Origin of the sequence: Hymenobacter puniceus (assembly GCF_014333525.1) — a bacterium.
Taxonomy (GTDB): domain Bacteria; phylum Bacteroidota; class Bacteroidia; order Cytophagales; family Hymenobacteraceae; genus Hymenobacter.
Genome location: NZ_JACSCX010000003.1, coordinates 771,041 through 797,058 on the forward strand (window position 1 = coordinate 771,041; position 26,018 = coordinate 797,058).

Consider the following 26,018-nt stretch of genomic DNA (forward strand, 5'->3'; position numbering starts at 1 on the left):
ACTTAGCGCACCGTAAAGCGGAACGTGTAGAAGCCGGTGCCGCCGCCGTTGGCGGAGTTGGTGCGGCGGAATTCGGCGTTTTCCAGCGCGTCGCGGCAGGCCCGCTCCTGCGCCGCCGACACGTTGCCCGATACTTTGGTCACGGCCTCCACTTCACCGTCGGCATTTACTTTGATTTTGAAGCGTACGAAGCCGGAGTTGTTGTCGATAGCCGGCGCCGTAGGCCGGTTGACGAAAGCCCAGCCGCTCATTTCCAAGCCGCCCGAGCCGGGGCTACTGCCGCTGCCGCCGCTGCCGGGCTGGCCGTAGAGGGCCTTGGCATCCAGTGAGCCATTCGGGTCGCCCTGGTCGCCGACGGAGCCGGGCCGGTCGCCGTTATTGTTGCCGGTGGGGGCGTTGCTAGAGCCGTTCACGCCGTTGCCACCGCCATTGGCGCTGCCTTTAGGCGTGTAGAGCGTGCGCGGGCGCTCGGCGGGCTTGGGTGCTTCCTTCACTTCCTCTTTTGGGGCCGGCGACGGTTTCTCCACGGTTGGCGCGGCCACCGGGCTTTCCTCAGCCTCACTCGTCACGGTGCGGGCCTCGGCGGCCTGCTGCGGCACGGGTGGCGCCGTCTGGGGCTGCGGGGGCGTCGGCTGCGGGTCGGGGTTGGAGGCGGGCGGGCGGCTGTCTTCGCGGTTGCGCGAGTCGTTGGCGGTGGCTAGGCTTTGGATGTCACCGGAGCCGGCTTCGTCTACGCCGTAGTTTAGCTCTACTCCGTCGCCGCCCAGCGCGTCGAGGGGCGGGTCAGGGCCTTTGAAGACCGTGAAGAAGAACACGGCAGCCAGGGCCGCGTGCAGCAGCACGGTGCCAACCAGGGCTTCCTTCCGATGTTCTTCGCGGTATTCCATTGTGGTGATGAGGTGATGAGGTGATGAAGAAATCAGGTGATTAGGTAAGGGATGTAAAGTGCCAAAGGTTCAGAACAACAAGCCGGATGATTTTCCTCGCCTGTTTCCTCTTCACGTCTTCACTTCATTACCTCATCACCCAACCTATTTCCCGGCGGCCTGCTGGGCCTGGGTGGCCATCACCATTTTAATCTTGAGGCGGTTGCCGATTTCCAGGATGTCGACGAGCTTCTGCACGTTCAGGGAGGCATCTACGCGCAGCACAGCGGTGGGGCTGTCGAGGCCCTGCACGCGGCGCTGCAGCTCACCTTCAAGCTGGGCGGCGCTAGTTGGCTGCCGGTCGATGAAGTAGCCGCCGGCAGCGTCCACAGAAATCGTAATGGGCTGCTTCATCATCTGCTTGCTGCTTTTGGCATTGGGCAGCATCAGCTTGATGATATTGGGGTTCACCATCGTCGACACAATCAGGAAGAACAGCATCAAAAAGAACATGATGTCGTTCATCGAGCTGGTTTCGACGTGCGAGGAAAGCTTACGGCGCCGGCTTAAATTCATTGGAGTTGTCAGTTGTTGGTCGTAAGTTGTTAGTTACCCGTTGCGGCTAGTAAAAAAGCCTGACAACTGATACCGAGTAACTGACAACTACTTAGTTGTCCTGCAAGATATCCATGAACTCGATAGCCGAATTTTCCATGCGGAACACCAGGCGCTCGACCATGATGCTGAGCCAGTGGTAGCCGATGTGGGCAATGATACCCACAATCAGGCCGGTAGCCGACGTCACCATCTTGGTGTACAGACCGCCCGAAATCTGAGCAATGCCGAAGTCGCCGGTGGCACTGATGGCGTAGAAGATCTTGATAACCCCGATGATGGTACCCACGAAACCCAGCATCGGCGCAATGCCGGCAATAATGCCCAGGATGCTGATGTTCTTTTCGAGGCGGGCAATTTCCACTTTGCCGACATTCTCCACGCTGGTTTCGATGTCTTTCAGCGGCAAACCGATGCGGCGGATGCCTTTCTCGATCATGCGGGCCAGTGGCGTGGCCGTCTGTGCACACAACATTTTGGCGCCCTGCAAGTCGCCTTTCACCATCAGGTTGCGGATGCCGGGCATGAACGACTCCGGCACAGCCGCGGCTTTGCGGATAGTGATGTAGCGCTCAATAATGATGTAGAGCGACACAAACGACAGCAGAAACAGCGGAATCATGATGCCCCCGCCCTTCACAATCAAATCTACCAGCGAAAGGTCGGCGGCGGCGGCGTTGGCAGCCGCGTTGGCGGCCGTGGCGGTGGAGTCGGCGGTGGCCGCGCCGGCGGCGGGCGCGCTGCCGATTTGCATCTGAAGCAGCAGGGAAAGCAATACGGTCATGCTAGTAATTGAGTACCCAGAGAGAGGAACCCATCCGCTTGCGCAGGATGGTGGCCTGCCGGTCGGCCGAGGTGCGGTCGGCGAAGTCGGCAACGGAGAGCTTGAATTGCCGGCTACCGGCCTGCGGCAGAATCACGCGGGCCGGGTGACCCAACCGAATCAGGGCCTGACGGCCTTTTTCCGCATTTTTGAGGCTGGTATACGAACCGGCCACCACGTAGTAACGGTTGGTGCGGCTGTTAATTGTCGCGCTGCTGGCTACCGGGGTTGCATTGGTGGCGCGGGCTTTTTCCCAACCCGGCGCTTTCACCGCTGCTTTGGCCGATTTAGCGGCCGGAGCCTGCACGTCTTTGCTGGCGGGTTTTACGGCAGCTACCGAGGCAGCCACGGCCGGAGTCACTTTTGCGGCGGGCGCAGCGGCCGGAGCTTTCCGGACCACAACGGCTGGCGTTACAGCTACCGGCTTGCTGGCTACGGCGGGCTTATTTACCACCGTTGGCGTTGCTACAGCTACTTCTGGCGCTGGGGTTTCAGAGGCGGGCGTGGCGGCGTAGTTATCGGGGGGCGTAAGGGCGGCCTGCTGACGGCTGATGGCCGGCGCAGTTACCACTGGCTGGATTTGCGGCGTGGTGGCACTCACTTCCTGAAAAGCTGGCAGGCGCAAGCTCTGCGGCAAGTAGCCTTGCTGATCGGCAAACATATAGCTGGCCGAGAACATCAGCCCTACCACCACGGCGGTAAGGGCATTGTAAACCAGCCGCGAGGCGCGGCGGCGCACGATGGCCAGCTGCGGCACGGCCGGCTGCCGCTCGCGCGAGTTCAGCGCATCGGTGGCGCGCACCGGGCGCGACACCAACTCCGGCAGCCCGAAGCTGGCCGACAGCAAATTGTCGGTGCCGGTGTACTCAAACTCCAGGCCGCGGCCGGCAGAGCGGCGGAACGTGCCGATGCCGCTCAGCTCAGTGCGCTGGTTGGCGTCCAGCTCTTCCTGCATGCGCACTACCGCTTCGCGCACCAGCTGGCGGGCCTGCGCCGTGGTCAGGTTGAGGCGCGCACTCAGCGCATCTACCAGCAACCCGTCGTTGCGGGTCAGCGACTGGTTGAAGGCTACGCGCTTGGCCGGCGGGGCCAGCGTGTGCCGCACCGGATGAATGCGGGCAGGCGCGTAGTCGGCAATCAGGCCGCCAAAATCGGGGATGATGACGCAGTCATGGTCCCGGAGCAGGGTGCGGATATGGTCGGAGAGCGGCATATATGTTTAGTGCGTAGTGCCTGGTGCTTGGTATTTAGTAACTGGTCGTAGCACGACCTATGCACTAAGCACCAGGCACCAAGCACTAATTTTAGAAGTCGTAGGTGACACCGGCCAATACGTTGATTCCCTTCACCGGGTAGTTGAGGAACCGCTCATATTGACGGTTAAGCAGGTTATTGCCTTGAGCAAAGATGCTTAGATTTTCCATAATGCGGTAATCGGCGCGCAGATTCAGGTCGATTACGGAGTCGGTGGGGCGCACGAATTCGCGGGGCTGCAGGGCATTGGCGCCGTAGCGGTAGCCCGAGCCGAAGCTGGAGCTGTAGGTGTAGAGCTCAGCGCCCAGCAACAGCTTTTCATACACGTTGTGCGAGGCAAACAGCACCGACTGGAAGGCCGGCCGGTGGAAGGCCTCGGCCAGCGTCTTCACGTTGTAGCCGTTGTAGTCGGCTTTGAGGCCAATGCGGGTTTTCTCGGCCGCGTTGTAGATGATTTCGCCGTGGACATTAAGCAGCTGGGTGGCTTTCTTGTCGTAGACCAGGTCGAACTTGGTGGAGTCGCGGCGGGAGTTGTTGTAGAAGTACAGGTTCCGGTCGTTGCTGAGCGTCACCTTGGCATTCACCTCCAGCGCACGGGCCGGCGCGGCCTGGAAGCCGAAGTACAGCGTGGGGCCGCGGTGCGTGTCGGCCACGCGCTGGTTTGGGGCCAGCCAGGGGTTTTCGGTGGTCAGGTCGTACATGCTCACGCGCTGCAAACCGCCACCCAGGCCCGCGAATACCACCAATTTGTCTTCCGTGACGGTATAGCCCACCCGCACGGCCGGGTACACCTTGAACTGCGACACGTCGCGGATGGTGTCGCCGGTGTAGCCCAAGGTGGCGCCTACGGTCAGGGCCAGACGGTTGAGGGTGAGGTTGTAGGCCGGCGTCACCTGCAGGAAGGGCCGGCGGTAGCTCAGCGAATCCTTGAAGGAAATGAACGACAGGTCGCCATTGACGGTCACGCGGCTGCTTTCGCTCAGGGCGTAGCTGGAGCGCAACTCGGCGTAGATGTTGTTTTCCTTGGCCTCAAACCGGTCGTTCCAGTGCCGGAAACCCAGAGCTACGTCATACTGGAAGGCGGCGTCGGTGGCGCGGTTGCGGGCGTACACCTTAGCATCGGCCCGGAAGAAGGTTTGCTTAAGGCTGTCGGCTACGGGCAGGTCGGCCCGGTCGCGGTTGTAGCCATAGAAGTTGTACCGCTCCCGCCCCACGTCCACCTTGGCGCCCAGCGCCGTGCTGCCGCTGTAAGTTTCGCCGTGCACGCCCAGGCTGGTGCGGCTCTGGCCGGAGTTCTGCTTGTCAACCGGGCCGCGGCTCGACGACAGGTGGTTCAGATCGAGCCCGTAGGAAGCGGCGTTGCTGCGCGTGTTGTGCAGGTGCGCCCGCCCCAAGAAGGTGCCGTAGTTGCCGATGCCCGCCTTGAGGTAGTTGCCGGTCTGCGGCGTCAGCTCCTCCTGCCGGATGGTGAGCACGCGCACCGAGGGGTTGAGCAGGTCCGACGGCAGCTTGTAGTCGGGGTAGGTGTACGGCACCTGGGCCGCGGTTTTGGCGGGCGGCGCGATGTTGATTTTCTCGAAGTTGCGGGTGGCTTCGGGCAGCTGGTTGACCCGCTCTTTTACGATTTCAATTTCGGCCTCCTCGATCTTGCCGCGGGGGTTCGGGCGCGTAGTCTGCGCCTGCGCCACGGCGGGCACGGCAGCCAGCAGGCCAGCCAGGGCCAGCATTTTCGACGGATGAAGCGTCATATGGTTCGGGAGTGGATTCAGTGCAGGCATCAGTTGAGATACACTGCAGCAACCAATTAATAATCAGACAAATATTCCAGACAACACAAGCAACTCTATTCCTATTCCTCCTCGCCTACCGGACCGTCGGTGCGGTTGCTGATGGTATCGGTGGGCTGGGCCGTGCTGGGCTGCAACGAGCTGCGGCCGGCGGTTTTGCCCTTAGGCGTGGTCGGGGCTTTGCTGGTGCCGGGCTTGGTGGTGGCCGGCTTGGTTGGGGCAGGTTTAGTGCCGCCGGCTGGGCTGTCGGAGGGCAGCGCGGTGAGGCGCTGCTTAGCCCCGTCAATCACCTCGGCCACCGGAAATTTGTTGTCGATGATGGAGTTGAGCGTGGCGCGAGCCTGGAAGTTTTCACCCTGCGCAGCGTAGATGTCGGAGATGAGCAGGAAGCCCCGGCCCTGCCACAGCTCGTAGTTCGAGGTGTTGGTTTTGTAGGCGGCGTCGAGGGCTTCGGGGTACTTCTTCTGCTGATACAGCGCGTCGGCCACCAGATATTGGGCTTCGGCGCCGTTCTCGTCGGCGGCAGCGGCCGTGGCGGCCGTGTTCAGCTCCGTAATGGCCTGGTCGAAGTTGCCGGCTTTGAGGCTGGCCTTGCCCAGGTAGAGCAGCGCGGCGTTGGTGGCGGTGGGCGAAGCGGCTTGCGCCTGCAGTTCCTGGGCCACACGGCGCGTGTTTTCTAAGTCGCCGCTTTCGTAGTAGCTGCGCATCAAACCCAGCCCGGCGTTGGCAATTTCGCGCTTGTTCTGCGACGAGGTGCGCAGCCGCGTGTAGTAGCTGATGGCCTCGGGGTAGTTCTTGTTCTCGAACTCCAGCTCGGCCACCCGGCCCACGGCTCGGTTCACAAACTCCGACTTGCCTTCCTGCACCACGGCTTTCAGCTTGGGCAGTGCCTCGGCCTTCTTGCCGGTGCGCAGCAGCGCGTCGGCCAGGAAGTAGCGGCCGTCGGCGGCCAAGGCGTTGTCGGGGTACTGCTTCAGGTACGACTCCAGGCGCGGAATGGCCTGGGCGTACTTCTCGGCCAGGTACAGCGACTTGGCGGCCTCAAACTCCACGCTTTCGGTGGCTTTGCTGTCGGGGTTCTGCTGCTTGAACTGGGCTAGGTACTGGTCGAACTCCTCGGTCTTGCCCTGCGCCGACAAGCTCTCCTGCAGCGAGTAGATGGCGCTGCTGGCCGCCTTGGTGCGCGGATACTGGCTCAGCACCTGCTTGAAGTCGGCGGCGGCCTTGTCGTGCTGCTCCAGGTTGGCGTAGGCCACGCCGCGCTTGTGCAGCGCCTGCGGAATGAGGGCTGAGTTGGGGCGGTTGGTAATCAGGCGCGAGAAGCCATCCACGGCCTGCTGAAACGAGCCAGCCTCGAAATCCAGCTGGGCCTGCTGGTACACGGCGTCGTCGGCGTAGCGCGAGGTGGGCGAGGTGCGCAGCAGCGTACCCAGCGTGCTGGCCGCTTCGTCGCGACGGCCCAGCAAACCCAGCACCACGCTCTTCTGGTAGTAGGCGTAGTCCTTGTCGGCGGCGTTGGCCGCAATGACTTTGTTGTAGAGCTCCAGCGCCTGGGTGTAGTTTTTGGCCACGTAGTAGGTGTCGGCCAGGCGCAAACTCACGTCGTAGTAGTTGGGGTCGGCGGGCTTGGCTGCTGGGTCCTGCAGCCAGGCCTGGAACTGCGGCCGGGCGCGGTCATACTGCTGGGTATTGTAGTAGGCGTAGCCGAGGCCGTACCGAGCCTTCTGCTCGAACACCTTCTCGTCGGCGTCCACGCCACCCTGGCGGGCGGTGCGGGCCGCGGCGGTGTAGGCCGTAATGGCGGGCTGGTACTGCTGGCCCACGCTGTAGATTTCGCCTTTCAGCACCTGAGCGGCGGCGCGCAGCGCGTCGTCCTGCGGATATTTCAGACTCTTATCGAGCAGCGGCAGGGCCTCGGTGTAGCGGGCGTTGTTGTAGAGCGTGGCGGCCTGCAGGTAAGACACGCGCTGGTAGGTGGCGTCGAGCTTGGCGCTGCGGTCGTCGAGGTTGTCGAGGTAGTTGAGGGCCTGGGCGTAGTCGGAGGAGTTCAGGAAACTCTCGCTCAGGATGTCGTCGGCGGCTTCGCGGTTTTTGGAGCGCGGGTACTTCTTGCCGAAGTCCTTGAGGGCCGCAATTACCTCCGGTGTGTTGCCCAGCTCGTAGTTGATCTGCGCGTACTTGAGGGTAGCGTTTTCGGTGATGTTCCGGTCGAAGCTGGCTTTGCGGGCCGCGTCAAACGAGTTCAGGGCCAGCTGCTTCTGGCTGGTCTGCAGGTAGCTCAGCCCCAGGTGGTAGGCGGCGTTCTGCCCCAGCGAGTCGCGGCGGGCGGCTACGCCCTTGAACGAGCCGATAGCGCCTTTGAAGTCGCCCTGCTTGTAGTTGGCGTACCCGATTTTGTACTGCACCTCGGGCTCGATCTTCTTGCGGCCGGCGGCATACTTATCGAAATACTCGGCGGCCTGCTTGAAGTCCTGCTTCTGATAGTACGCGTCGCCCACCAGCAGCTGAATCTCGTCGGCGGACTGCGGCGGCGGCGTCTGGGCCAGGGCCTTGGTGCCGTAGTCGATGAGGCCGTCGAAGTTGCCTTCCTTGTAGTAAATCTGGCTCATCACGGCCGGCACCACCGGGCGGTAGGCGTCGTTCTGCTCGGCCACGGCCAGGTCCTGGCGGGCTCCGGCGTAGTCGCCGGCGCGGTAGGCCAGGTAGCCGGCGTAGTAGGAGCTGGCGTAGCGGTACTCGTGGGTGCCCTGCTTGTTGCGGTCGAACTGCAGCTTGGCCTTGTCGAACTCCTTCTGGGCGAAGTAGCTGTAGCCCAGCTTGAACTCCGACTCGGCGCGCTGCTCGGTGCTCAGATTGTCGGCGCCCACGCGCTGCAGGTAGTCGATGGCCTTGACGTAGTCCTTCTTATCGAAGTAGAACTTGCCCAGCTCGAAAAACGCCACGGCAGCCTTGGGGTGAGCCGGGTTCTGGCGCGCAAAGGCCAGAATCCGGTCCTCGGCGTCGGGGTGAAACAGGTAGAGGCCGGCCACGGCGTAGTAGTACTCGGCGTCGATGGTGCGGCCCTCGGCCAGCTCGCCGGTGCGGCGCTGGGTTAGGTCGAGGTAGCGCTGGAACGCCTGCTGGGCGGCGCCATACTTGCCACGGTCGAACAGTTCCAGGCCTTCCTGGAAGTGGCGCTCGTCGGAGGCGAACACCTGGGTTTGCTGGGCTTGGGCGGCCAGCGGCGCCGCGGCGCTGAGGGAGGCGGCCAGCGCAATCCGGGGGAATAACTTCATTGCTCGGCGTTACGGGAAGCGGCCCCACCAGGGCCGGAGTTGGCCAAAAGTAGTTAAAAACGCGCTTGGGTTGCGGCAGAATCGCCTTTTAGCTCAGGTTAACGCGCCACCGGCCGGGTTTGGTGTAGCCAAAAGGCGGTTGTTACCTTCGGTCCGCTATTTTATATGTTAGCCTCTGCTCTATGCGCCGTATCCGTTTGCTGCTCCCGTTCCTGCTGCTAGCCGGCTGCTCCGCTCCCAACGATTCCGTGAGCAACTATCCACAAAACCCGGCCATTTCCGATGCACAGGGCCAACCACGGGACTCCACCACGTTCTATTTCCCGGCGGATTCCTCCCGTACCCCATTGATTCGGCAGACGCTGTCCCTCCTCACTCCCTGCAATTTGCCTCGCGCAATCTGTACGCATTTAAGGCCCCGGTTCTGGCGAATTATTATAGAGGCACCGACACCTATCGGTTTCTGTGGCTGCGGGCTTTCCACCGCCCCGTTCTGCTGACCCTGGCCCGGCAGGCAAATGGCCCGACGCTTCGCACACAGTTTCTGAATAAACCGGCCGGCCTCCCCAGGATGGTAGACATCCTGTACATACCACCAGATGCCTCGGCGGCGCAAGTCAGGAAATTGAAAGCGCAGTTTCGCCAGCGACAGGCAGCCCCCGCCCTGCAGCGGGAATTGGCCGAAGCCAACCGGCCACCCATGCCGGTTGGTGCCGAAGAAACCACCCGCTCACTCAGCCAAGAGCAATGGCAGCGCTTCGAGCAGCTACTGCTGAAAAGTGAGTTTCGCCAGTTGACCTCCCGTGAAGACCTCAGCGTCATAGACGGTGCCGACTGGCTGCTGGAAGCCCACCTGGCCGACGGCTACCACCTGGTTTACCGCTATAGCCCCGACGAGCAGGAAGGCTTCCGCAAAGCCTGCGAGTATCTGTTGGACCTCAGCTCGGCCCGCGGCGAGGAGCGGTATTAGCTACTGCCGCTCCAGCGTCACCTCGTCGCGGGTGAAGTCGATGGCGCGGCGGTCTACCGGGCCGCGGCACTCCAGCACGCGGGGCGGCAGCAGCTTGCCCTTGGGCCCGTTCTGCACCTGAGCCTCGCCCACAATATCCAGCACGGCCACGGTTTCGCCGTTCAGGCGCAACTCCCACTTGCCTGGCTGCACCGGCCCCGTCAGGTGGCCGATCAGGAAGGTTTCTTTGGGGGATACGGGGATGATGTCGAGGACTTGCATAGGAAAGGCAGCAGAGAGAGCAGAAAAATCACTTGGTCACTTCAGTGGCGTAGCGTAGCCGGAAGGCCTCAGGAAGAAGCCTATCCAGCTTCTCCGAAACGCCGATCAGACAGCTGAGTCGGTAGTCATCCAGTCTGATTTGCTTGATGAAACTTCCCTTCACCACTGTGAACGTGTAGCTGGGCTGGTGGGAGTCGGTGCCGCCGTTTCGGTAGTGGCTTTTTAGCGTAGACAAATACACTTGGTCCAGTGGGGCAAACAGCGCACTCCGTTCCGCTGGTGTTATTACTCTGGTAAACAATGTATCCCGGATGCCTAACCCATGTAGCTCAACCTGAATTGTGCTATCGGTAAGTACGTACTCCCGGTGGGCAAACATCTCTGAAACCGATATTCTCAGACGAGTAACTTTCTGCGGCTGTTGCGCTATACCATAGCGGCACGTCAGCCCAAGTAGCAGCGTCAAAATCTTCTTATCCATCCTGATCTGCACTCAGCCCACTTCCTGCGCCTTGATGCGCGAGTCGAACCGGAATTCCTCCCGGGCCACGATGCGGATGCGCTTAAAATCGGGGTGGCGGCTGTGCAGGATGTAGTTGAACTCCTGGGGCACGATGGACGAAGGCACGCGCAACACCGCCGAGCTGCGGCGGCGGTACCAGGCGTCGCCGAGGGGCTGGCACACGGCGTAGCGGCTGGCTTTTTCCCAGTCGGTGGGCAGCTGGGTGGGGCTGATTTCCTCGATGAGCACGTCGTCGGGCACCTCAATTACCAGCACCCGGAACTGGTCGGTGACGCCCTCACCACTGCGGTGCACCACGTTTTCAAGGCAGGCCAGCGCCCGGGTGGCAGCCGTGTAAATCACGAACTGATCCTTGAAATTCCAGCGCGCCCGGTAGCCCGAGGCAAACAGGTCGTCGGCATACTTAGCCAGGCAGATGCGGTAAACCAGCATGCAGATTCTCGGGTTACGACAAGTCGCCGTAGGCGATGCGCGTGAGTTCTTCGGCTACCAGGTCAATGCCGCCGCTGGTTTCCAGCAGCCGCAGCGGAATCTCGCCGTCGAGGCCGTGGGCGGGCTTGTCCAGCCAGCGCAGGTAGGCCGCCGCGTTGCCGAACACCTCCAGCCCCAGGTTGTAGAGGCTGATAATTTTGAGCGTTTTCTCGCTGCTGGCTGCGCTCAGGTTTTTCTTTTCCTGGGAGTAGGTGCGCAGGGTTTTGGTGGATAGCTCGTAGATGGCCTCCAGCTCCTGGGCCTGCAGCTGGTAGGCCTCGGCCACCTCAAACGCCGTGGCCGCCGGCACACCTTTGCGGGCCTCCATCACCAAGGCGTAGGCGTCCTGCCCGGCCCGGCCCCAGGCGGCCCATTTTTTGCGCAAAGCCGCCGGCATGGGGGCCGTAATCTTGGGTTGATGAGCAGGTGTGGCCATGGTAAATTTTCGGTTAGCGAATCGAACTTATGGAATTTTTTCTGATTAACGAGGAAAAATTTCCTTTGGTTCTCCGGAGCTGTCAGCGCGGGCGTTCCAAGGCGGGTACCTTGGGCTTATCAGCGGGTATCGTAGGCTCCTACATAGACCGGGGCTTCAGGGACACCCGCGCATCTCAACAGGCCCCCCGCCAAGCAGAAAAGCCCGCCCGATTTCCCCAATGGGAGGCCGGACGGGCTTTTCTGGTAATGAGGGAACCAGCTATGGATCTTCACTAGCGGGTTAAGCTGGAAGCAGCCAATGTAAAGACACAACATGTTGCGTCTCGTCGTTGAACGACTTGAAGCGTGAATTTTTAACAACATCAGCAACGACGAGGCGCAAAGTATTGCGTCTCTACGCCGTTCTACTGGCTACGCGGTAAGTTCGGCCGGCTCTGGGATGCTCACGCTGCTCAGGGCTTTTTCCAGGGCCGTATCCTGTACGCCGGGGATGGCAACGCCTTCTACCCGCACTACCGTTACGTCGGTCATGCCCAGGAAGCCGAGGACGGCCTGCAGGTACGGAGCCACGAAGTCGAAGCCGGCAGCAGGACCTTCCGAGTAGATGCCGCCGCTGGACATGGCCACGTACACTTTCTTACCGGTTACCAGGCCCTGGGGCGCGTTATCGACATACTTGAACGTGATGCCGGCGCGGGCAATGTGGTCAATCCAGGCTTTGAGCGTGGACGGGATACCGAAGTTGTAAAGCGGCGCACCGATAACGATGATGTCGGCGGCCTGCAGCTCGGCAATGGCGTCGTCGGAGTGGCGGGCGGCTTCGTGCTGCTCGGGCGTACGGTTGGCGGGCGGCGTGAAGAAGGACTGCAGCTTGGTTTCTTCCAGCTGCGGGAACGGATGCGTGGCCAGGTCGCGGGTAGTGACGGTGCTGCCGGGGTAAGCAGCCTGCAGCTTTTCGATGATGCCGTTGGCCAGTTGAATGCTGAAGGAAGCGCCGCCGCGGGGGCTGGAAATGACGTGCAGAATGTTCATGCTAGTGTAATAGAAAGAAGTAGGCGTCTCCCCGCTGCCCCGCGAAATCGTGCCAGCCCCGCCCCGTAGGTGCGATGCTTCGGCCAGATATGCGGTCCGCGAGAATGACAATTAATGTATAGACATTAATTGTACCGACATTGTTTCAAACCTCTTTCTATTTTGCTCTACCAAGTACTTCTCACCAGCCAACTCGGCACCGACAACTACTCCCCACCCCCAAACGCTCACCACCACCACCACCCGCAGTGCAGCGTCGCCGCCAGCAACAGCCCGAAGCCGCCGAGCCGGCGCAGCTTCTCGCGCAGGGTCAGCCAGCGGCCATAAGTGGCGGCAGCGGCCTCCGGCAGAAAATAGCCCCGCCACGCTCCTTCCGGCTCCGATAGCACCCATACTTCCCGGCACGCGGGGCACGCAAAACGCATCACCGATTCCGCTACTAGAGCCCCCTCAGCAAGCAGCAGCTGTTTACGGAGCAGTTGCTGCTCAAACGCCTCATATTACCACCACGAGGGGAAGCCGGATATCCCGGCCGGGAAGCAGTCAGGGTGCATAGTGCTTGTGTAGCGCGAAGCCTTTGCTTCGCGTAAGGCGGAACAATGCATGGCGGAAGCCCGCAACGATACGCGAAGCAAAGGCTTCGCGCTACTGGCTACCGCCCCACCACCGCGTGCAGCGGCACCGGGTGGATGATGAGCCAGATCAGCTCCCGCAGGATTTCACCGTCGGTCATGGAGCCGCTGTCGATGCCTTTGCTCTGGGCGTCGGCGCGGCGGATGAGGTGCACGATGTCGCGGGTGCGGTGGAAGTCGAATACCTTCAGGCCCACCTGATAGTCCTGGCGTTGGATGGGGAAGCGTAGGCCCATCTTCAGCCAGTCGGCGTCTGCGGGGCTGCCGGGCAGCTGGTGCAGCACCAGCAGGCGGGAGAAGTAGTTGAATAGCAGCGTCAGGTTCGGGATGAGCGGGTTGTTCTTGGGGTTGGCCTCGAAGTAGAGCAGGATGCGGTTGGCCTTGAGCACGTCGCGGCGCACCAAGGCGCTCTGCAGCTCGAAGATGTTGTACTCCTTGCTGATGCCCACCATGCGCTGCACCAGATCCTCGTCGATGCTGTGGCCGGGCAACAGGTTGATGAGCATCTTATCCACCTCGTTAGTGAGGCGGCCCAGCTCTCCGCCGATGTACTCGGCCAGCATGGCCGTGGCCTGGGGCGTAATCTGCTGGTTTTTGGAGCGCACGTAGTTGCTCAGCCAGGGGGCCACCTGGTTGTCGTATAGCTTTTTGCTGGTCATGAGCACGGTGCCGGCCGGGGCAGGCTCCTTTTTGTCGCCGGCCAGCAGCTTGCCCAGCTTCTTGCGCGCATCCAGGGTTTTGTGCTTGTAGCAAAACACCAGCACCGTGCTTTGCAGCGGATTGCGCAGGTACGCCTCCAGAAACGGCCACGACTTCTCGGCCTCCAGATCGGCCACGGTCTGGGCTTCCTTCACGATGACCACCGAGCGTTCGGCCATCATGGGGAAGCGCTTGGCCTGGCCCAGAATGCCGGCCACGTCGGTGTCCTTGCCGTACATGACCACCTGGTTGAAGCCCTTCTCGTGCTCGGGCAGCACGTGCTTTTCCAGCAGATCGGCCAGCAGATCGATGTAGTACGGCTCCTCCCCCTGCAGAAAGTACACGGGCGCAAACTGCCGCTGCTGGAGCTGCTTCAGGATTTCGTCGGGCGAGAGAGTCAATTTTTAATTAGTAATGAGCAATTAGTAATTAAGAATTGATGCGGGCGCACTGGTGAGCACCTTCCCAATTCTTCCTACCCAAAGGTACGGGCTGCCTCTTACCTTTGCCGAACAGCTTTGGAAGAATTGGGCGGCTGGTACCGGATGAGAAAAGCACGTTTGCCTCTCTGGATTTCGCCGGCTCAATTCTTAATTCCTAATTCTTACTTACTACTTACACTTTGAACCTCATAGACGAACTGCGCTGGCGGGGCATGTTTCACGACATGATGCCTGGCACCGAGGAGCACCTGCTGAAGAACGCGCCCATCACTGGCTACATCGGCTTCGACCCCACCGCGCCCTCCCTGCACATCGGCAACCTGGCCACCATCATGCTACTGGTGCACCTGCAGCGCGCCGGACACCGGCCCCTGGCCTTGGTAGGCGGCGCTACCGGCATGATTGGCGACCCCTCGGGCAAATCGGCGGAGCGTAACCTGCTCGATGAAGAGGCCCTGCGCCGCAACCAGGCCGGCATTCAGGCCCAGCTGGAGAAGTTTCTGGTGTTCGACGACTCGCCTACCGGGGCCCGCGTCGTGAACAACTACGACTGGTTCAAGGACTTCAACTTCCTGCAGTTTCTGCGCGAAGTGGGCAAGCACCTCACCGTGAACTACATGATGGCCAAGGACTCGGTGAAGCGCCGCATCGGCGGCAACGAGGAATCCGGCGCCGACGGCATCAGCTACACCGAGTTCAGCTACCAGCTGCTGCAGGGCTACGACTTCTACCACCTCTACAAAGAGTTGGGCACCACCCTGCAAATGGGCGCCTCTGACCAGTGGGGCAACATCACCACCGGCACCGAGCTGATCCGGCGCATGTCGGGCGGCGAGGGCAAGGCCTACGCCCTCACCGGCCAGCTCATCACTAAGTCCGACGGCACCAAGTACGGCAAGAGCGAAACCGGCACCGTGTGGCTCGATGGCGCCATGACGAGCCCGTACCAGTTCTACCAGTTCTTCCTCAACGCCGCCGACGCCGACGTGCCCCGCCTCATCCGCGTGTTCACGCTGCTGAGCCAGCCGGAAATTGAAGCCCTGGAAGCCGAGCACGCCGCTGCCCCGCACCTGCGCACCCTGCAGAAAGCCCTGGCCCAGGACGTGACCATCCGCGTGCACGGCCAGGCCGCCTACGAGGCGGCCGTGGCGGCCTCGCAGGTGCTGTTCGGCAACGGGGAGCTGAGCAGCCTCGACGAGGCTACGCTGCTCGACGTGTTTGCCGGTGTGCCCCACGTGGAGGTGCCCCGCGCCAGCCTCTCGGAGCACAACGTCATCAGCCTGCTCAGCGACGCCACCAACGCCGTCATCTTCCCCTCCAAAGGCGAGGCCAAGAAGATGATTCAGGCCGGCGGCGTGAGTTTGAACCGCGCCAAGGCCACGCTGGAGCAGCAGGCCACCGAGCTGCCGCTGCTGCACGATAAGTACGTGGTAGCCCAAAAAGGCAAGAAGAACTACTACCTGATTAAGGTGGTGTAGCTTCTTTGACTTACGGCCATAAAAAAGGCCTCACCGGACAGGTGAGGCCTTTTCTTTTGCGTACTCCGCATCAGCAGCGGCGGCCGGGGTGAAGGCCGGAACGGTGCCGAAGCCGGACTACTTCTTTTTGGCAGCCGGAGCAGCTTTCTTGGCAGCAGCCGGAGCCGCTTTCTTAGCAGCCGGAGCGGCTTTAGCAGCACCAGCAGCTGGAGCAGCGCTGTTTTTAGCGTTCTGAACCTCCGTACGGATGCTCTGGGCCATGTTCTTCAGTTCCTGCATGCCTTTGCGCACGCGGGTGCCAGCGGCCGAGTTGTTCTTGTCGTAGAACTTCTCGAAGTCACCTTCCAGGCCCATAACGAGGTCCTTGAGTTGGCTGAAATTGCTCATGTGAGGGGGTTGTGTGGAGTGGAAAAAACAATTTAACTGGGCCTAATATACAGGGATTTCAAATACAAGCAAGTAGGCCACTTTTTTTCTTAAACGCGTTTCACGGCTCCCAGGGCCACTTTTTCGCAAAAAAAGTTTACTCCGCCTTCGCTTACCCAGCACACCTACCTCGGAATAATACTAAATACAAAAGCCAGCCCCTTCGCAGAGACTGGCTTTTGTATTTAGCGAAGCCGAAACTAGTTCTGCAGGCCCGCAGGTACTTCAGCTTTGGAATAAAGCCCTTTTGCGAGCTTCTCCTGTACCACTTCGAAGGCTTTGATGGTCGTATCGACGTCTTCCAGTGTGTGTACTGCCGTCGGGATAATGCGCAGCATAATCACGCCTTTGGGCACCACCGGATATACCACGATAGAGCAGAAAATGCCGTGATTCTCACGCAGATCGAAGGTTACCTGGGTGGCATCCGGAATCTGGCCCTCCAGCAGCACCGGCGTTACGGGCGAGGTGGTAGTGCCGATATTAAAGCCTTTCTCGCGCAAGCCACTCTGCAGCGCCCGCACAATGGTCCAGAGGTTTTCCTTCAGCTCGGGCTGGGTGCGTAGCAGCTCCAAACGCTTCAAAGCGCCCACCACAAGCGGCATGGGCAGGCTTTTAGCGAAAATCTGGCTGCGCATGTTGTAGCGCAAATATTCAATTACGTTCTCGGGGCCGGCTACGAAGGCGCCAATGCTGGCCATGCTCTTCGCAAACGTCGAAAAATAAAGATCAATACCATCCTGCACGCCCTGTTCTTCGCCCGTTCCGGCGCCGGTAGCGCCCATCGTGCCGAAGCCATGGGCATCATCCACGAACAGACGGAACTGAAATTTTTCCTTTAGCGCAATCACGCCGCGCAGGTCGCCCTGGTTGCCCGACATGCCAAAAACGCCCTCGGTAATCACGAGGATGCCGCCGCCGGTTTCATCGGTGAGGCGCTTGGCCCGCTCCAGTTGCTTCTCCAGGCTGCCCATGTCGTTGTGCGTGTACACAAACCGTTTGCCGGCGTGCAGGCGCACCCCATCAATGATGCAGGCGTGCGACTCGGCGTCGTATACAATCACGTCGTGGCGGTTTACCATGGCGTCGATAATGCTTACCACGCCCTGGTAGCCGAAGTTGAGCAGCATGCAGTCCGGCTTCATTACGAATTCGGCTAGCTCATTTTCCAGCTGCTCGTGCAGGTTGGAGTTGCCGCTCATCATGCGGGCGCCCATGGGCAGGGCCATGCCGTACTCGGCAGCCGCCTCGGCGTCGGCCTTGCGCACCTCGGGGTGGTTGGCCAGGCCCAGGTAATTGTTCAGGCTCCAGGTGAGCACCTCCTTGCCGCGGAATATCATGCGGGGCTTGATTTCGCCTTCCAGTTTGGGGAACGTGAAATAGCCGTGCGCGTAGTGCGAGTGGCTGCCCAGCGGGCCGCGGTTGGCGGCAATCTTCTCAAATAGATCCACGAGGGGACGGGTTAATGTGAAAGGAAACGAGCGGCTGTCCGCGAAGGGCTAACCGCCGGGGAATGTACAAAGTTATGGCAATCCGCAAAGGTAGCCCTCAGCAGGCAGGCTTCCAACCATCTGCAAATTGGGCTACGCGGTTTTACGGTCCGGCCGGAATGGCGTTTCTTTGGGTACTGAAAGGCATTCCGCCATGTTAAACGTCATGCAGAGCATGTGGCGCATCAAGCCAGGGACGCAGCATGACGTTTCTTTACGCAACTATTCCACTCCCACCCGCTCCACCTCTCTCCTGATGAAGAAAATCACCAAGCTGCTCGTCGCCAACCGCGGCGAAATTGCGCTGCGCGTGTTGCGCTCGGCCAAGGAAATGGGCCTCCAGACCGTGGCCATTTACTCCGAAGCCGACCGCAACGCTTTGCACGTGCGCTACGCCGATGAGGCCGTGTGCGTGGGCCCACCCGCCAGCAAAGACAGCTACCTGCGCGGCGACAAAATTCTGGAAGTGTGCCGCCAGCTGGGCGTCGATGCTATCCATCCTGGCTATGGCTTCCTGAGCGAAAACGCCGAGTTTGCCCGTATGGTCACGGAGGCTGGGCTAATTTTCGTGGGGCCTTCGCCGGAAGCCATGAACGTGATGGGCGACAAGCTTTCGGCCAAACAGGCCGTGAAAGCCTACAACATCCCGCTGGTACCCGGCACCGACGAAGCCATCAGCGACGTGGAAGAAGCCAAGCGCATTGCCGCTACGGTGGGCTTCCCCATCCTGATTAAGGCCTCGGCCGGCGGCGGCGGTAAGGGCATGCGCATTGTCAATTCGGCTGCAGATTTCGAGGAGCAGATGCAGCTGGCCATCAACGAAGCCACCTCGGCCTTCGGCGACGGCTCGGTTTTCATTGAGAAGTTCGTGACCGGCCCGCGCCACATCGAAATTCAGGTGCTAGGTGATGAGCACGGCAACATCGTGCACCTATTCGAGCGGGAGTGCTCGATTCAGCGCCGCCACCAGAAGGTGATTGAGGAAGCGCCTTCGTCAGTGCTTACCCCGGAGCTGCGCGCCGAAATGGGCCGCTGCGCCGTGGATGTGGCCCGCGCCTGCAACTACACCGGTGCCGGCACAGTGGAGTTCCTGCTCGACGACCAGCGCAACTTTTACTTCCTGGAGATGAATACCCGCCTGCAGGTGGAGCACCCCGTCACCGAGCAAATCACCGGCCTCGACTTGGTGAAAGAGCAGATCAAAGTGGCCCAGGGGCTGCCCCTGGCTTTTAGCCAGGACGAGCTGAGCATCACCGGACACGCGCTGGAGCTGCGCGTGTACGCCGAAGACCCGCAGAACAACTTCCTGCCCGACATCGGGACGCTGACCACCTACGTGCGCCCCCAGGGCCCCGGCGTGCGCGTCGACGACGGCTTCGAGCAGGGCATGGAAATTCCTATCTACTACGACCCGATGATTGCCAAGCTCGTCACCTTCGGGGCCACCCGCGAGGAGGCCATTGCCCGGATGCTGCGCGCCATCGACGAGTACCAGATTACCGGCATTGAAACCACGCTGGGCTTCGGCCGCTACGTGCTGCAGCACCCGGCCTTCGTGAGCGGCAACTTCGACACCAACTTCATTAAGGACCACTTCACGCCCGAGTCCTTGAAACCTGCCGCCCCGGACGAAGCTACCGCCAAGCTCGCCGCCGTGCTCACCGCTATGCTCCTGACCGAGAAGAAACCCGGCGCTACTGCCGCTGCTTCAGCTGATACGCCGTCCGCTACCGGCTCAGCCTGGAAGCGGAACCGGCTGGGGGTGCGGTAAAAGGTATGAAACTGGAAAAGCAAAATGCCCGGCTGACCAGTCGGGCATTTTGCTTTGCGTATATGTGCACCTGCTGCCTAGCCTGTTGCATAACGGGCGAGCTAAGCTGCCAGGCAGTATACATCCCTTGAGAAAGAATTTGCCGCCTCTAAATCAACTCTGTAATCTCGCGCACGCCCACCGGCCGCTGACGGGTGAAGCCCTCCCCGAATTCCACCCCTATCAGGTGGCCGAACTCACGGGCGCGGGCTTCCATAAACTTGCTGAACTCCTGACTGGAAAGGTAGGTCTGTGGCTGGTCGAGACTGGGGTTGAAGAACTGGGTTTGGTAGGCTTGAATGGATTCCCATTTCTTTGCCCAGTGCGCCGTAATGTCTACTACAAAGTCAGATGGTAGCTGCCGGTCCTGGATGTAGTGGTACACCACACGGGGGCGCCAGGGCTGCTGGGGCTGGCCATCTTCGCCGAGGGTTTCAATCATGCGCAGCCCGCTCAGGAAGCAGGCATCCGAGGCCAGTTGGGCACCCCGGCCGTGGTCGGGGTGGCGGTCCTGTATGGCGTTGCAGAGCACCACATCGGGCTGGTAGCGCCGTAAGGCTGCAATTAATGGCAGTTGATGCTCCCGGTCGTTGCGAAAAAAGCCATCGGGCAGTCCCAGGTTTTCGCGGGCGCTCAACCCCAGAATACGGCTGGCGGCTTCGGCTTCCTGGGCGCGGGTGGCGGGGGTACCGCGCGTGCCCAACTCACCCCGGGTAAAATCGACGATGCCGATTTTCTTACCGGCCGCCGCCGCCGCCAGCAACGTGCCGGCCGCCGACATTTCCACATCATCGGGGTGCGCCCCAAAAGCCAGGATATCAAGTTTCATGTGATTGTAGTACGGGAAGAGCAAAAGACGAAAATAGCTGACTTCGTCAACGCGTGGTTGAACGCTGCCAGCTATTCCAGGTTTGCTGTTTGCTATGTTTACTTTATCCGCAGCACCCGGCCTACGCGCAGCACGGCCGTACCGCCATTCAGGCGCCGGATCTGGGCCTGCGACACGCCGTACTTATCGGCAATTTCCGAGAGCGTGTCGCCGCTGCGGATCTTGTGGCTGACGATGCGCCGGGCCTGGGTGGGTTTGCCGGCACTGCTGCTGGTACTGCGCGTAGCCGCGCCCGGTACGCTGCCGCCCCGGTACTTCAACGATTTGCTGTAGTAAGCGAACAGGCCCGAGGTAATCTGGAAATTGTCTTTCACCAACCGGTAATCCGGGAAGTCGTACATCTGCTCCGGGTCGATGGGATTACCTTCGTAACGGACCTCAAAGTGCAGATGCGAGCCGCTGCTGCGCCCCGTGCTACCACCACGCCCGATAATTTGCCCGGCCTTCACAAACGTACCCGGCGTGACCAAGGACTTCTGCATGTGCCCGTAAAGTGTTTCGATGCCGTTGTAATGGCGGATAAGAACGTAGTTGCCGTAGCCCGAACCGTCCCATTTCACGATGCGCACCACTCCATCGAAGGCCGCCTTCACGGAGTCGCCGGTTTCCAGGTCCAGGTCGACGCCGTAGTGCCAGCGGTAGCCCCGGAAGCCGAAGTCGGACGTCAAAGGCGTTTTCACCAGCGGCATTTTAGCGAAGCGCTGGCGCTCGGGCTCGGTTAGCTTCAGATTCAACGTGTCGCGCAGCCGGCGGCCATCTACGCGGTATGGGTTAATGTTGTGCGTGTCCCAGATGGCGTAGTAGCCCGCCACTTTGATCCAGGAGGAGTCGATTTTCACTTCCTCCGACATCTCCACAATCTCCTGCCCGCCCTCATTGAGCGTGGTAGTATCCTCACTCACGATGGACAGTTTTTTGGCCGGGTTAAAGAAGATAGATTTGGCCGCGTCAGACCCTTCTTCAGGCAATTCCTCGGTTTGAATGAGAATGGTAGTATCCGGCCGCACGTAGCGAATGGTCGGGGACTTGATGCGGAAAAAGTCGCTCCGCTTGCCTGCGGAGCCGGCTTTCGCCTTGGGCGCCGGCGCTTTGCGCCGCTGGGCCAGCAGCTGGCCGGGCAAGCCAAGAAACAGCCCGATCAGTAGCAGCGGCAGCAGCCATGTTTTCAAAAAATGCAGCAAGGGCGTTCAGTAAAAGGTGAAATTGCGAGGCTGTGAAGTTGTGAAATGATGATATTCCGGGTTTCAACGCCCAATGCACCCAATGTCTTGCATCAAGTGCAAATTCATTATTTCACAACTTCACAACGCCGCTGTTAATGGTCGCCCAGCGCGGCCAGGTACCGCTCGGCGTCGAGGGCAGCCATGCAGCCGGAGCCGGCGGCCGTTACGGCCTGGCGGTAGGTGAAGTCCTGCACGTCGCCGCAGGCAAACACGCCGTCCACGTTGGTTTTGGCCGTGCCGGGTATGGTTTTCAGGTAGCCCTGCTCGTCGTGGTGCAGATAGGGCTGGAAGATTTTCGAATTGGGCTCGTGCCCGATGGCCACGAAAAAGCCCTCAATGGCTAGGTCGCGGGTGGTGCCATCCAGCACGTTTTTTACCCGGGCCCCATCCACGGCGTGCTCGCCCAGAATTTCGTCGGTCACCGTGTTCCAGAGCACCTCAATCTTGGGGTTGTCGGTCACGCGCTTCTGCATGATTTTCGAGGCCCGCATCTCCCCTTTCCGCACAATCATGTACACCTTGTTGCACAGGTTGGCCAGGTAGGTAGCCTCCTCGGCCGCCGTGTCGCCGGCGCCCACAATGGCCACGTCCTTGCCACGGTAGAAAAACCCGTCGCACACGGCGCAGGCCGATACGCCCGAGCCGTTCAGGCGCTGCTCCGAGGGCAGCCCCAGCCACTTGGCCGAGGCCCCGGTGGCAATGATGATGGTATCGGCCGTCAGTTCCACCTTCTCATCCACGGTCACGCGGTGCGGGTGGCCCGAGAAGTCCACCGACGTGGCAATGCCGTAGCGGATGTCGGTGTCGAAGCGGGCGGCCTGCTTCTTAAGGTCCTCCATCATTTCCGGCCCCATGATGCCGTCAGGATACCCGGGGAAGTTCTCGACGTCGTTGGTAATCGTGAGCTGGCCACCAGGCTGCAAACCCTGGTACATGACCGGCTTGAGGTTGGCGCGGGCCGCGTAAATAGCCGCCGTGTAGCCGGCCGGGCCGGAGCCAATAATCAGACACTTGATGTGTTCTGGGGTGGTAGTCGCCATACAGAAAAAATGACGTAAGCAGCAGCTTGCGCCGTGAAGGGTTGAAGTTGGGATGCAAAAGTACACGCGTCCCGGGTTTTCGTCCGGCGCAACTCCGTACTGCCGAAAATTAGGCCAAATCCGTAGCCGGCCACTTTGTCCGAAATGCCGAGAAAGCAGGATAATACAGAGGGCACCACCGTATAGTCAACAAAAAACCCCAACCAAAGGCCAGGGTTTTCTGCGACGGGGCGGAAAAATTTACCCCAGATAGGGCTTCAAAGCCTTGCTCCGCGAGGTGTGGCGCAGGCGGCGAATAGCTTTTTCCTTGATCTGACGAACCCGCTCACGGGTCAGGTTGAACTTCTCGCCTATTTCTTCCAACGTAAGGGAATGCTCGCCGTTTAGACCGAAATAGAGCGTGATGACGTCGGCTTCGCGCTTGGTGAGCGTGCTCAGCGCGCGCTGCACTTCCTTGCGGAGCGAGTCGTTCATCAGGCCGGTATCGGGCGATTCTTCGTCCTCGTTTTCGAGCACGTCGAGCAGACGGTTTTCTTCACCCTGCACAAACGGCGCATCCACCGATACGTGGCGGCCCGAAATCTTGAGCGTGTCCACTACTTCCGAGGTAGTCAGCTCCAGTACTTCGGCAATTTCCTCAGGCGAAGGCTCCCGCTCGAATTTCTGCTCCAACTCCGAGAATGACTTGCTGATTTTATTCAGCGAGCCTACCCGGTTCAGGGGCAGACGCACAATGCGCGACTGCTCGGCCAAAGCCTGCAGAATCGACTGGCGAATCCACCACACGGCGTAGGAAATGAACTTAAAGCCCCGGGTTTCGTCGAAGCGCTTGGCCGCCTTGATCAGGCCGAGGTTGCCCTCGTTGATCAAATCGCCGAGGCTGAGGCCCTGGTTCTGGTACTGTTTAGCCACCGACACCACGAAGCGCAGGTTGGCTTTGGTGAGTTTTTCCAGCGCTTGCTGGTCACCTTCTTTGATGCGTTGCGCCAGCGTTACCTCCTCATCGGGGGTTAGCAGATCCACCTTGCCAATCTCCTGGAGGTATTTATCCAGCGACTGGCTTTCGCGGTTGGTGATCTGCTTGCTGATTTTTAACTGTCTCATTGCGGGCGCGAGAGAATGAAGTTATTGATGCTGATGACGTCGTATTGATCCGGTATACGGAAAGTACCCAAACGCGGGTACCAGGTCAGTTGAGAGCAACACCCCGGTACCCGCGAAAGTTCGGCAGGGCGGTTTAGGCCGCGCCGTTGGTATCGGCGGCGCGCTCCGGCTTCGGGAGCAGCACCTTGCGCGACAAGCGGTATTTGCCGGTTTTTTTGTCGATGTCGAGCAGTTTCACGTCAATCTCCTGCCCTACTTCCAGCACGCCTTCCAGCGCGGCAAGGCGCTCGTGCGAAACCTCCGAGATGTGCAGTAGCCCATCCTTGCCCGGCATGATTTCTACAAACGCACCGTATGGCTGAATGCTGCGCACCTTGCCTTTGTAGGTTTCGCCTACTTCCGGCGTGGCGGCAATAGCCCGGATCCGGTCGATGGCCGCCTGCATGTCTTCCTGGTTGGAAGCGTAGATGCTCACGTGGCCTTTCTCGTCCTTCTCCTCGATGATAACCGTAGCGTTGGTGTCCTTCTGAATCTGCTGGATGACTTTGCCGCCGGGTCCGATAACGGCCCCGATGTACTCCTTGTCGATCAGCATCTTGTGCGAGCGGGGCGTATGCGGCTTCAGCTCGGCAGCCGGCGCCGCAATGGTCTTGGCCATCTCGCGCAGGATGTGCAGGCGACCCTCACGAGCCTGGTGCAGGGCAGCCGTCATGATTTCGGCGCTCAAGCCCTGGATTTTGATGTCCATCTGGCAAGCCACGATACCTTTCTCGGTGCCGGTTACTTTGAAGTCCATGTCGCCGAGGTGGTCCTCATCGCCCAGGATATCGGACAGCACGGCGTATTCGCCGGTTTCTTTATCCTGCACGAGGCCCATAGCAATGCCCGAAACGGCTGCGCGCACCGGAATACCGGCGTCCATCAAGGCCATCGAGCCAGCGCACACCGTAGCCATTGAGCTGGAGCCGTTCGACTCCAGAATGTCCGACACGATGCGCACAGTGTAGGGGTTCTCGTCGTCGGAAGGCATCACCTTCTTCAAGGAGCGTTGGGCCAAGTTGCCGTGGCCGATTTCGCGGCGGCCGGGGCCGCGGTTGGGCTTCACCTCGCCGGTCGAGAAGGCCGGGAAGTTGTAGTGCAGCATGAACTTGCTGTAGCCTGAGGTCATGGCCGTGTCGATGATCTGCTCATCGAGCTTGGTGCCAAGGGCTACGGTGGTCAGCGACTGGGTTTCGCCGCGGGTGAACAGGGCCGAGCCATGGGCACCGGGCAGGTAGTTCACCTCGCTCCAGATCGGGCGGATTTCCGTCAGAGCACGACCATCAAGGCGGGTGCGCTCCTTGATCATCATGTCGCGGATGGCTTTTTTCTCCGCCGACGAGTAGTAGCGGCCGAACATCTTCATGTCCAGCTCGGGCTGCTCTTCCAGCAGTTGCGCGGTCAAAGTCTTTTTGATGGCGCCAAAACCTTCCTTGCGGCCGGCTTTGCTGGGGTTGCCCGAGTGTGCCACTTTATAAGCCTGCTCGTACACACCTTCCTGGATGCGCTTCTTGAGGTCGTCGTTTTCCTCGTACTTGGGATACTCGCGCTTGGTGTGGGACTTCTCCACTTCAGCAGCCAGTTCCAACTGCACACGCACTTGCTCTTTGATGGCTTCGTGGGCGAAGGCAATGGCTTCTACCATTTCCTCTTCGCTCACTTCGTCCATCTCGCCTTCTACCATGGCTACCGAATCAGCTGTGGCGCCTACAATCAGGTCGATGTCGGCGCGGGCAATGTCGGCGGTGAGGGGGTTGATTTGCAGCTTACCGTCGATGCGGGCTACGCGGACCTCCGAGATGGGGCCGGCGAAGGGAATATCCGAAATTGAGAGAGCAGCCGAGGCGGCCAGCGCGGCCAGGGCATCGGGCTGCACGGTCTTATCGGCCGAAATCAGGGTAATCATCACCTGCACCTCGTAGTGATAGTCCTTGGGGAACATCGGGCGCAGGATACGGTCTACGATGCGGCACACCAGGATTTCAGCATCCGAGAGGCGGCCTTCGCGACGCTGGAACGAGCCGGGAATGTTGCCGGCACCACCGAATTTCTCCTGGTAATCAACCGACAGGGGCAGGAAATCCACGTCGCCGCGCGCGCTGGGCTGCGACACGACCGTGGCCAGCAGCATGGCGTCGCCGAGGCGCACCACAACGGCGCCATCCGCGAATTTGGCCAGTTTGCCGGTTTCGATGGAAATCTGCCGACCGTCGGGCAGCGTAATGTGTTTGGTAACCGCGTTGTAATTGGGCATCTGAGAGGGTGCTTGTGGAAAAGCGTGCAGCGGGCGAGCAGCCGAAAAAACGGGGCCGGCGGAGGCCCCATTTTGCTCTAAAAAATCATATTCGGGAAAATCAACGCCCAAACCCGGCAAATGGTGCGCTGGGAATCGGACAAAAAAAGAGCAGGGAACCTTCCGGCGTGGAAGGC

At 60.5% G+C, this 26,018-nt stretch carries 22 protein-coding genes and 1 pseudogene; 3 read left to right on the plus strand and 20 right to left on the minus strand.

The features are described 5' to 3' along the window. Positions 1 to 2 precede the first annotated feature (2 nt). The 6 genes from H8B14_RS11940 to H8B14_RS11965 form a co-directional block, all read right to left on the minus strand. Positions 3 to 887 (minus strand): hypothetical protein, encoded by an 885-nt coding sequence (locus tag H8B14_RS11940; protein ID WP_187315854.1) that lies wholly within the window; start codon positions 885 to 887, stop codon positions 3 to 5. Positions 888 to 1,031: 144 nt separating this feature from the next. Then, positions 1,032 to 1,442 (minus strand): ExbD/TolR family protein, encoded by a 411-nt coding sequence (locus H8B14_RS11945; RefSeq protein ID WP_044017710.1) that lies wholly within the window; start codon positions 1,440 to 1,442, stop codon positions 1,032 to 1,034. Positions 1,443 to 1,533: 91 nt separating this feature from the next. Continuing rightward, positions 1,534 to 2,265: a MotA/TolQ/ExbB proton channel family protein gene (locus H8B14_RS11950; RefSeq protein ID WP_187315855.1), complete on the minus strand. Its 732-nt coding sequence runs from the start codon at positions 2,263 to 2,265 to the stop codon at positions 1,534 to 1,536. A 1-nt stretch (position 2,266) separates the two neighbouring features. Then, a complete protein-coding gene (locus H8B14_RS11955) occupies positions 2,267 to 3,517 on the minus strand; it encodes an HU domain-containing protein (protein WP_187315856.1) in 1,251 nt (416 codons plus the stop codon). Between the two features lie 91 nt (positions 3,518 to 3,608). After that, entirely contained in the window at positions 3,609 to 5,306 is a 1,698-nt protein-coding gene (locus tag H8B14_RS11960; RefSeq protein ID WP_187315857.1) for a TonB-dependent receptor, read from the minus strand. Positions 5,307 to 5,407: 101 nt separating this feature from the next. Further along, a complete protein-coding gene (locus H8B14_RS11965) occupies positions 5,408 to 8,620 on the minus strand; it encodes a tetratricopeptide repeat protein (RefSeq protein WP_187315858.1) in 3,213 nt (1,070 codons plus the stop codon). Positions 8,621 to 9,191: 571 nt separating this feature from the next. On the opposite strand from H8B14_RS11965, the gene H8B14_RS11970 reads away from it, so the two are divergent. Beyond that, positions 9,192 to 9,590, plus strand: a complete 399-nt coding sequence (locus H8B14_RS11970) for a hypothetical protein (protein WP_187315859.1) — start codon at positions 9,192 to 9,194, stop codon at positions 9,588 to 9,590. Here the strand turns inward: H8B14_RS11970 and H8B14_RS11975 are convergent, their stop codons facing one another. From H8B14_RS11975 to holA, 7 genes are all read right to left on the minus strand, one after another. Continuing rightward, positions 9,591 to 9,851, minus strand: coding sequence for a hypothetical protein (locus tag H8B14_RS11975; RefSeq protein WP_187315860.1), 261 nt, complete (start codon positions 9,849 to 9,851; stop codon positions 9,591 to 9,593). Positions 9,852 to 9,879: 28 nt separating this feature from the next. Beyond that, positions 9,880 to 10,086, minus strand: a complete 207-nt coding sequence (locus H8B14_RS11980; RefSeq protein WP_187315861.1) for a hypothetical protein — start codon at positions 10,084 to 10,086, stop codon at positions 9,880 to 9,882. A 258-nt stretch (positions 10,087 to 10,344) separates the two neighbouring features. Next, complete coding sequence (locus tag H8B14_RS11985) at positions 10,345 to 10,806, minus strand: RES family NAD+ phosphorylase (protein ID WP_187315862.1); 462 nt, start codon at positions 10,804 to 10,806, stop codon at positions 10,345 to 10,347. Positions 10,807 to 10,819: 13 nt separating this feature from the next. Then, positions 10,820 to 11,281, minus strand: a complete 462-nt coding sequence (locus H8B14_RS11990; protein ID WP_261989977.1) for an MbcA/ParS/Xre antitoxin family protein — start codon at positions 11,279 to 11,281, stop codon at positions 10,820 to 10,822. Between the two features lie 413 nt (positions 11,282 to 11,694). After that, positions 11,695 to 12,315 carry an FMN-dependent NADH-azoreductase gene (locus H8B14_RS11995; RefSeq protein ID WP_187315863.1) on the minus strand — a complete coding sequence of 207 codons (621 nt, stop codon included), beginning with the start codon at positions 12,313 to 12,315 and terminating at the stop codon, positions 11,695 to 11,697. A 227-nt stretch (positions 12,316 to 12,542) separates the two neighbouring features. Next, a complete protein-coding gene (locus H8B14_RS12000; protein WP_187315864.1) occupies positions 12,543 to 12,740 on the minus strand; it encodes a hypothetical protein in 198 nt (65 codons plus the stop codon). A gap of 227 nt (positions 12,741 to 12,967) precedes the next feature. Next, positions 12,968 to 14,047: a DNA polymerase III subunit delta gene (holA, locus tag H8B14_RS12005; RefSeq protein WP_187315865.1), complete on the minus strand. Its 1,080-nt coding sequence runs from the start codon at positions 14,045 to 14,047 to the stop codon at positions 12,968 to 12,970. Positions 14,048 to 14,268: 221 nt separating this feature from the next. On the opposite strand from holA, the gene tyrS reads away from it, so the two are divergent. Next, complete coding sequence (gene tyrS / locus H8B14_RS12010; protein WP_187315866.1) at positions 14,269 to 15,567, plus strand: tyrosine--tRNA ligase; 1,299 nt, start codon at positions 14,269 to 14,271, stop codon at positions 15,565 to 15,567. A 216-nt stretch (positions 15,568 to 15,783) separates the two neighbouring features. Here the strand turns inward: tyrS and H8B14_RS21340 are convergent. Beyond that, positions 15,784 to 15,954 (minus strand): annotated as a pseudogene (locus H8B14_RS21340) (histone H1); the annotation flags it as partial. Between the two features lie 239 nt (positions 15,955 to 16,193). Further along, positions 16,194 to 17,444, minus strand: coding sequence for an aminotransferase class I/II-fold pyridoxal phosphate-dependent enzyme (locus H8B14_RS12020; protein ID WP_187315868.1), 1,251 nt, complete (start codon positions 17,442 to 17,444; stop codon positions 16,194 to 16,196). 295 nt (positions 17,445 to 17,739) lie between these two features. On the opposite strand from H8B14_RS12020, the gene accC reads away from it, so the two are divergent. Next, the gene (accC, locus tag H8B14_RS12025) at positions 17,740 to 19,254 is read left to right on the plus strand and encodes an acetyl-CoA carboxylase biotin carboxylase subunit (RefSeq protein ID WP_187315961.1); all 1,515 of its coding nucleotides are present in this window, start codon (positions 17,740 to 17,742) and stop codon (positions 19,252 to 19,254) included. A 148-nt stretch (positions 19,255 to 19,402) separates the two neighbouring features. Here the strand turns inward: accC and bshB1 are convergent, their stop codons facing one another. The 5 genes from bshB1 to pnp all read right to left on the minus strand — a co-directional run bounded on the left by bshB1 (position 19,403) and on the right by pnp (position 25,842). Further along, the gene (bshB1, locus tag H8B14_RS12030; protein ID WP_187315869.1) at positions 19,403 to 20,122 is read right to left on the minus strand and encodes a bacillithiol biosynthesis deacetylase BshB1; all 720 of its coding nucleotides are present in this window, start codon (positions 20,120 to 20,122) and stop codon (positions 19,403 to 19,405) included. A 98-nt stretch (positions 20,123 to 20,220) separates the two neighbouring features. After that, positions 20,221 to 21,351 (minus strand): M23 family metallopeptidase, encoded by a 1,131-nt coding sequence (locus H8B14_RS12035; RefSeq protein WP_261989978.1) that lies wholly within the window; start codon positions 21,349 to 21,351, stop codon positions 20,221 to 20,223. 146 nt (positions 21,352 to 21,497) lie between these two features. Then, the gene (gene trxB / locus H8B14_RS12040) at positions 21,498 to 22,445 is read right to left on the minus strand and encodes a thioredoxin-disulfide reductase (protein WP_187315870.1); all 948 of its coding nucleotides are present in this window, start codon (positions 22,443 to 22,445) and stop codon (positions 21,498 to 21,500) included. Between the two features lie 240 nt (positions 22,446 to 22,685). After that, entirely contained in the window at positions 22,686 to 23,549 is an 864-nt protein-coding gene (locus H8B14_RS12045) for a sigma-70 family RNA polymerase sigma factor (protein WP_022823752.1), read from the minus strand. A 133-nt stretch (positions 23,550 to 23,682) separates the two neighbouring features. Further along, the gene (gene pnp / locus H8B14_RS12050) at positions 23,683 to 25,842 is read right to left on the minus strand and encodes a polyribonucleotide nucleotidyltransferase (protein ID WP_187315871.1); all 2,160 of its coding nucleotides are present in this window, start codon (positions 25,840 to 25,842) and stop codon (positions 23,683 to 23,685) included. Positions 25,843 to 26,018 lie beyond the last annotated feature (176 nt).

Coding starts and splice junctions, on each gene's coding strand:
- trxB (WP_187315870.1), bottom strand. CDS start 22,445: ATGGCGACTACCACCCCAGAACACATCAAGTGTCTGATTATTGGCTCC.
- H8B14_RS11970 (WP_187315859.1), top strand. CDS start 9,192: ATGGTAGACATCCTGTACATACCACCAGATGCCTCGGCGGCGCAAGTC.
- accC (WP_187315961.1), top strand. CDS start 17,740: ATGAAGAAAATCACCAAGCTGCTCGTCGCCAACCGCGGCGAAATTGCG.
- H8B14_RS11965 (WP_187315858.1), bottom strand. CDS start 8,620: ATGAAGTTATTCCCCCGGATTGCGCTGGCCGCCTCCCTCAGCGCCGCG.
- H8B14_RS11975 (WP_187315860.1), bottom strand. CDS start 9,851: ATGCAAGTCCTCGACATCATCCCCGTATCCCCCAAAGAAACCTTCCTG.
- H8B14_RS11945 (WP_044017710.1), bottom strand. CDS start 1,442: ATGAATTTAAGCCGGCGCCGTAAGCTTTCCTCGCACGTCGAAACCAGC.
- pnp (WP_187315871.1), bottom strand. CDS start 25,842: ATGCCCAATTACAACGCGGTTACCAAACACATTACGCTGCCCGACGGT.
- H8B14_RS11995 (WP_187315863.1), bottom strand. CDS start 12,315: ATGAACATTCTGCACGTCATTTCCAGCCCCCGCGGCGGCGCTTCCTTC.
- H8B14_RS12045 (WP_022823752.1), bottom strand. CDS start 23,549: ATGAGACAGTTAAAAATCAGCAAGCAGATCACCAACCGCGAAAGCCAG.
- H8B14_RS11990 (WP_261989977.1), bottom strand. CDS start 11,281: ATGGCCACACCTGCTCATCAACCCAAGATTACGGCCCCCATGCCGGCG.
- H8B14_RS11940 (WP_187315854.1), bottom strand. CDS start 887: ATGGAATACCGCGAAGAACATCGGAAGGAAGCCCTGGTTGGCACCGTG.
- H8B14_RS11955 (WP_187315856.1), bottom strand. CDS start 3,517: ATGCCGCTCTCCGACCATATCCGCACCCTGCTCCGGGACCATGACTGC.
- H8B14_RS11985 (WP_187315862.1), bottom strand. CDS start 10,806: ATGCTGGTTTACCGCATCTGCCTGGCTAAGTATGCCGACGACCTGTTT.
- H8B14_RS11950 (WP_187315855.1), bottom strand. CDS start 2,265: ATGACCGTATTGCTTTCCCTGCTGCTTCAGATGCAAATCGGCAGCGCG.
- H8B14_RS12000 (WP_187315864.1), bottom strand. CDS start 12,740: ATGCGTTTTGCGTGCCCCGCGTGCCGGGAAGTATGGGTGCTATCGGAG.
- bshB1 (WP_187315869.1), bottom strand. CDS start 20,122: ATGAAACTTGATATCCTGGCTTTTGGGGCGCACCCCGATGATGTGGAA.
- H8B14_RS11960 (WP_187315857.1), bottom strand. CDS start 5,306: ATGACGCTTCATCCGTCGAAAATGCTGGCCCTGGCTGGCCTGCTGGCT.